The organism is Methylotenera sp., from assembly GCF_013141425.1.
GTDB lineage: Bacteria > Pseudomonadota > Gammaproteobacteria > Burkholderiales > Methylophilaceae > Methylotenera.
In genome coordinates, this window is the sequence record NZ_JABFRA010000101.1 from 21,276 (window position 1) to 27,488 (window position 6,213).

The 6,213-nt window shown below is 46.0% G+C and carries 4 protein-coding genes; 1 reads left to right on the forward strand and 3 read right to left on the reverse strand.

Annotation, left to right across the window (positions count from 1 at the left end):
• The first annotated feature begins 11 nt into the window (after positions 1–11).
• Complete coding sequence (gene mutS / locus HOO90_RS09290) at positions 12–2,582, forward strand: DNA mismatch repair protein MutS (RefSeq protein ID WP_292842352.1); 2,571 nt, start codon at positions 12–14, stop codon at positions 2,580–2,582.
• Between the two features lie 9 nt (positions 2,583–2,591).
• Here mutS and HOO90_RS09295 read toward each other — a convergent pair whose 3' ends face one another.
• The 3 genes from HOO90_RS09295 to HOO90_RS09305 form a co-directional block, all read right to left on the reverse strand.
• Positions 2,592–3,431 carry a hypothetical protein gene (locus HOO90_RS09295; RefSeq protein WP_292842354.1) on the reverse strand — a complete coding sequence of 280 codons (840 nt, stop codon included), beginning with the start codon at positions 3,429–3,431 and terminating at the stop codon, positions 2,592–2,594.
• Between the two features lie 23 nt (positions 3,432–3,454).
• Positions 3,455–3,934 (reverse strand): peptidylprolyl isomerase, encoded by a 480-nt coding sequence (locus HOO90_RS09300; RefSeq protein WP_292842356.1) that lies wholly within the window; start codon positions 3,932–3,934, stop codon positions 3,455–3,457.
• A 158-nt stretch (positions 3,935–4,092) separates the two neighbouring features.
• Entirely contained in the window at positions 4,093–5,673 is a 1,581-nt protein-coding gene (locus tag HOO90_RS09305) for a DEAD/DEAH box helicase (RefSeq protein WP_292842358.1), read from the reverse strand.
• Positions 5,674–6,213: the final 540 nt, after the last annotated feature.

Here is a 6,213-nt window from a genome sequence, read left to right on the forward strand (position 1 = left end):
CTGTTTCGATAATGAGCAATACTCAAGACAGCCCAATTTCAAACCATACGCCCATGATGCGCCAGTACCTTGGCTTAAAAGCGCAACATCCTGACATGCTGTTGTTTTATCGCATGGGTGATTTTTACGAATTATTTTTTGAGGATGCGGAGAAAGCTTCGCGTTTGCTAGGCATTACGCTTACGCATCGTGGTAGCAGCAATGGCGCTCCGATCAAAATGGCAGGCGTGCCGTATCATGCGGCTGAAGGTTATTTGGCCAAATTGGCTAAATTGGGTGAAGCAGTGGTAATTTGCGAGCAAATTGGCGACCCTGCAACCAGTAAAGGCCCTGTAGATCGGCAAGTGGCACGTATTTTAACGCCAGGTACTTTAACCGATACTGCCTTGCTGGAAGACACACGTGATAGTCAATTATTGAGCCTATATCAAGCTGACGGGGTGATTGGTTTAGCGCGCTTAAACCTCGCATCTGGCACGTTTATTTTGAGTGAAATAGCCATTGGCTTGCTGGCACAAGAGATTGAGCGTATTGCGCCTAGCGAGATTTTATTGGCAGATGATTTTCAGCATGCAGCGCTAGCTGCCAGTAAAGTTGCTAAAAAACGTTTAGGGACTTGGCAGTTTGATTTTGACAGTGCGTTTAATACGCTTACTAAACAACTCAACACGCTTGATTTAAATGGCTTTGGTTGTGCTGATTTGCGTCCAGCAATTTGCGCTGCAGGCGCGTTGCTGGATTATGTAAAGCATACTCAGCGCACAGCCTTGCCGCATATCAACGCGATTAGCATTGAAGTGACAAGTGCTTATGTGCAGCTCGACGCCGCTACTCGCCGCAACTTGGAAATTGACCTGACCTTGCGCGGAGAAGCTGCGCCTACGCTGTATTCCCTACTCAACACCACACAAACGGCTATGGGCGCGAGGTTGCTGCGCCATTGGCTGCATCATCCCTTGCAAGACCGAAATTTGGTAGCTAAGCGACTGGAGGCCGTTGCTGAGTTGATTCAACAAGAGGTAACTTCTGATTTATTGCAGTCGCTTAAAACCATTGGCGATATAGAGCGCATTACGGCAAGAGTTGCCCTTAAAACAGCCAGGCCACGGGATTTATCAGGTTTGGCTATGAGTTTGCAACAGTTGCCAGCTTTGCAGGTGCAATTAAAAAATGCCCAAACTAGCCTGCTACAAACGCTCGAGGCTAGCTTGACTGCACCAGATGCGGTAGTGAGTTTACTCACGACTGCTATCAAGTCAGAGCCAAGTACGGTGCTACGCGATGGCGGCGTCATTGCGGATGGCTACGATGCACAACTCGATGAATTACGCGCATTGCAGAACAATCACGGTGAATTTTTATTGCAATATGAAGCCGCCGAAAAAGCGCGCACGGGCATTAGCAATTTAAAAGTCGAATACAACAGCGTGCATGGTTTCTACATCGAAATGAGCCGCACGCAAGCTGAAACGGCACCTGCTGAGTATCGCCGCCGCCAAACCCTTAAAAACGTAGAGCGCTTTATTACACCAGAACTTAAAGCGTTTGAAGATAAAGTATTGAGCGCAAATGACCGTGCGCTTGCACGTGAAAAACTGTTGTATGCGGAAATATTAGAGCAATTACTGCCATTTATCGCTGCCCTGCAGACCAATAGCGGTGCGGTTGCTAGCCTAGATGTTTTATGTTGTTTTGCCGAGCGCGCCATTGCTTTGAATTACGTCGCCCCCGAATTTACCACAGAGGCTGGTTTGCAAATTGTGAATGGCCGTCACCCGGTGGTAGAAAATATTTCACAGCCTTTTGTAGCGAATGACGTTACCTTAAATCCTTATCGGCAACTGTTGTTGATTACAGGGCCCAATATGGGAGGTAAATCCACTTTTATGCGTCAAACGGCTTTGATTGTATTGCTAGCGCATTGTGGTTGCTACGTGCCAGCAACTTCGGCGAAAATTAGTGAAATTGACCGTATTATGACGCGTATTGGCGCATCTGACGATTTGGCAGGCGGTCGCTCGACCTTTATGGTGGAGATGACGGAAACAGCGAATATTCTACACAACGCTACCGATAAAAGTTTGGTGTTATTAGACGAAATTGGCCGTGGGACTAGCACTTTTGACGGTTTAAGTTTAGCTTGGGCTGTGGCAAAACAACTTTTAGAAAAAAATCGTAGCTTTACACTTTTTGCTACGCATTATTTTGAGCTCACGCGGCTTGTTGATGAGTTTAAGCAAGCTGCAAACGTGCATCTTGATGCGGTTGAGCATGGTAGCAATATTGTGTTTATGCACAAAGTAGAAGAGGGTGCCGCCAACCAAAGTTACGGTCTGCAGGTGGCACAACTGGCAGGTATTCCCAAGTCAGTAGTCGCAAGCGCAAAACGAAAACTTGTACAACTTGAGAATAATCAAATTGCTCAACATAGCCATCAACCCGACATGTTTAGTACAGCATTTGTAGAAGCTCCTGCGCTGGTGCACCCCCTTGTTGCTGAACTAGAAACGATTCAGCCAGATGATTTAACGCCTAAGCAGGCGCTGGAATTGCTGTATAAACTGAAGCAAATCACAGGCTAATAGAGACGGTTAACAACCAGCAGATTTCATTTCATTTTTGAGTTGATTTTGTTGTTGCTTTAGCTCTTTTAATGTTGCGGCATCACCGCCTTTACGTCGTTCACTTGCAATATTCTCCAACCCCGCTTTAAACGCGCTGCAGATACCCAACTCATCACCCTGCACAGCCTCTTTGGCTTCGGTTTTTGCTTTTATCGATGCGGGTGGCGTGGTTTTAACTTCTGGTTCCGCAGGAGATGTTTGGACTTTTTGTGCGGGTAAACTTGCTTGTACAGGCTTAGTTGCGGTTCGGTTTTGCGTTGTTACTTCAGGCTCGGCTACTTCCAACGTCGCAAATGTTTCAGTAATTTCCGCCTTTTCCGGAGTCGCTAATTTTGGGTTGCTTTCGTTTAAACTATCCTCGCCAGCACTACGTAGTTTTTCTGATTCTGCCCATTGTTTTTTAGTGAGCTTATCTTTTGCAATCTGCTGCATGCATTCGCGCTCAACCCTGGACTGCACTTGTAAGGCAGAACCGCCACGGTTATACACATCGCGAATCAGGGCTTGCAAATCGCTATCCGTGGTGGATTGCAATTGCTGCGCTTCCGTTTTACGGGTATCGCGTAAGCTGGCGATTGATTTAGCTACTTCGCCACGCTGTTGACAATTAGTCTTTACAAGGAGGGTGGCTGATTTTTTGGAGGCGGAATTAGCCGTGCTAGGTTTAGCTTTCAGAGAATTTTTGCAAGGAGTATCTTGATAACGGCCACCACATTTGTATGAATCATCGGCTAGTAAATGCTGACTAAACGCCAGTAAGCTCCCGAAAAAAAGGCAGTTTAAGGCTTTCAGCACGAAAAGTTTCATGCGATACCCCCACAAAAAATTAGTTAATGGTGATGGCCACCTGCGCCATGTACGTGTTGATGTGACACTTCTTCTTTGTTGGCGGCGCGCACAGCGGTGATGGTTGCGCTAAAAATTACACGCTCACCCGCCCAAGGATGGTTGCCGTCTACTACTACCTTACCATCTGCGATTTCAGTCACGGTGTATAAAATCACATCGCCTGTTTCGTCTTCGCCTTCAAATTGCATACCCACTTTTAATTCTGCGGCAGGAAACGCACTGGCTGGCTCAATTTGCACTAATTCTTCGTCGTATTCGCCAAAGGCATCTGTAGGTTGCAAATCAACAATGACTGTATCACCCACGTTTTTACCGTGTATCGCTTCTTCCACCTTAGGAAAAATATTATCGTATCCACCGTGCAAGTAAGCTACTGGTTCTGCGCTGGATTCCAGCACTTCGCCATCTGAATTTTTTAGCTCGTAAGTCATTGTTACTACTGTGTTCATTGCAACTTGCATGGTGCTGTCCTTGTGCTGTTTTAAGTCAATGTTTGTAAAAATACTATGGGTAGAATTTTAATCTATTTTTTAAATTTTCAGAAATGCCAGCTTAATCGGTGCCAATGATTTATTGTTTCATTCGCTAAATTGGCCGTCTCTATTTTGTAAAACATGATTTACCGACCCCTGCCACCGCTTCTATGCGTGCTGTTAGGGTTGGTATTTGTTCGGCCCGTGCCTCGTGTTTCATTCGGGCGATTTGGCGGACGACGGTTTGGGCTAGGGGGCACAAATAATGAAGTCTGTGGCATGGCCTGATGGCGTGCTGCTTCCGACAAGTTTTTTGTATTTTGGCCTTGCGTAGGTTTGGGGCTATTTTGCAGTGGGCGACCTTCTGCGCTTAATCCAGCAGGGCTTCTACCTTGTGCCTGACCATTGCGCTGTCCGTTATTTCTATTTTGATTACGGCCAGCACTCGGGTTGCTGCCATTGTTTTCTGAAGCGGATTGCACGTGCGCTTTACGTTGCTGACCTTGGCCATGCCCACGGGGTGGTCTGCCGTGGGCTTGCGTTGAGCGGGGCGCCTCAGGTTCAGGCTTGTCCGATGGAGTAAAGCCTTCAACCTGTACTTTTGGAATCTCGCGTTTAATCAGTTTTTCAATGTCTTTCAATAGCTTCAATTCTTCACGATCGACCAATGAAACCGCTGCACCACTACTGCCTGCGCGGCCTGTACGGCCGATGCGATGCACGTAATCTTCTGGTACATTTGGCAATTCAAAATTTACTACTTGCGGTAGTTGGTCAATATCCAAGCCACGTGCGGCGATATCGGTTGCAACCAACACGCGCATGCTACCGTCTTTAAATTGCGCCAAAGCCTTAGTGCGAGCGCCTTGGCTTTTGTTGCCATGAATTGCCGCAGATTGAATGCCATCTTTAACCAGTTTTTCTGCCAAACGGTTCGCGCCGTGCTTGGTGCGGGTGAATATCAGCACCTGCTTCCAGTCGTTTTGTTGAATGAGGTGGCTCATCAACTGACGTTTATGGCCTTGTGCAACCATGTGCACGGTTTGTTCCACCAGCTCTGAAGCAGTATTGCGGCGTGCTACTTCAACAAAACCCGGGTTATGCAACAAACCATCGGCTAGAGCTTTAATTTCGTCTGAGAAAGTTGCTGAGAACAATAAATTTTGGCGTTGTTTAGGTAACATTGCCAATATTTTTTTAATGTCGCGGATAAAGCCCATGTCTAACATCCTGTCTGCTTCATCCAATACTAAAATCTCAACGCCCGATAAATCCACGTTTTTTTGATTGGCATGGTCCAGCAAACGGCCAGGCGTGGCGACTAAAATATCCAGTGGTTTTTTTAAACGGGCGATTTGTGGGTTGGCATTTACACCACCAAAAATCACGGTAGAAGTCAGCGGCAGGTATTTACCGTAAGTTTTTACCGATTCTTCAATCTGCGCTGCAAGCTCGCGCGTTGGCGTTAGCATCAGGCAGCGTGGGCGACCTTTACTCAAATTTTCAGCAGGTTTCTGGCTGAGCAAATGCAAAATTGGTAAGGTAAAACCAGCGGTTTTACCCGTGCCGGTTTGTGCGCCGGCGAGTAAATCGCCACCGCTTAATACTTGCGGTATCGCTTTAGCTTGAATTGGGGTTGGTGTGGTGTAACCCGCGTCGTTAATCGCACGCAAAATGGGTTCTGCTAAGCCTAACTCGTTAAAGTTAAGGGTTGTTTCAGTTGTCAAAGTATAAAGCTCCAGCTTGGAATTTAAGCCGACCTATAACTTTTGAAGCTAACCAATCGAGGAAGGCAATGTAATAATCATTCAAGTGATTTGAGAATCAAGAAGATTAAGGGTAAGGACCGCTACGCAGATTGGTTGGCATAGGGGCTGATATTTCTTTTGGCATTATACGGCGAATTGCGATTAAAGCTAGTAATAGATGCCAGCAAATAGTTTTAGCTGGCGAATGACTTACTTTTTACAACGCAAGCAGCTATTACAAAATAGATTGTTTTTGCAATGTTGGTAGATTAAACTTCAGCTTGATTTATCTGCTCCTAGTCAGTTTGAATCCAATTTAATAAATACGCAGCAAAACACGTTTATTTTTGCGTTAAGTTCTAAATTTAACGCTTAAAACATGCTGTTAGATGCAAATTACTTGGTGGGCAGTAATGAAATTAGCAAATATCGAATATGACAATATATTCTGGAGCGGCATAGATCTGCATTGGGCCTATCTTACTTTGTTGCCCAGCCTAACGCGAAAAACTCAGTGTA

What these genes read in the sequence shown, in the direction of transcription:
- mutS (WP_292842352.1), top strand. Translation starts at nt 12, where the DNA reads ATGAGCAATACTCAAGACAGCCCAATTTCAAACCATACGCCCATGATG.
- HOO90_RS09295 (WP_292842354.1), bottom strand. Translation starts at nt 3,431, where the DNA reads ATGAAACTTTTCGTGCTGAAAGCCTTAAACTGCCTTTTTTTCGGGAGC.
- HOO90_RS09300 (WP_292842356.1), bottom strand. Translation starts at nt 3,934, where the DNA reads ATGCAAGTTGCAATGAACACAGTAGTAACAATGACTTACGAGCTAAAA.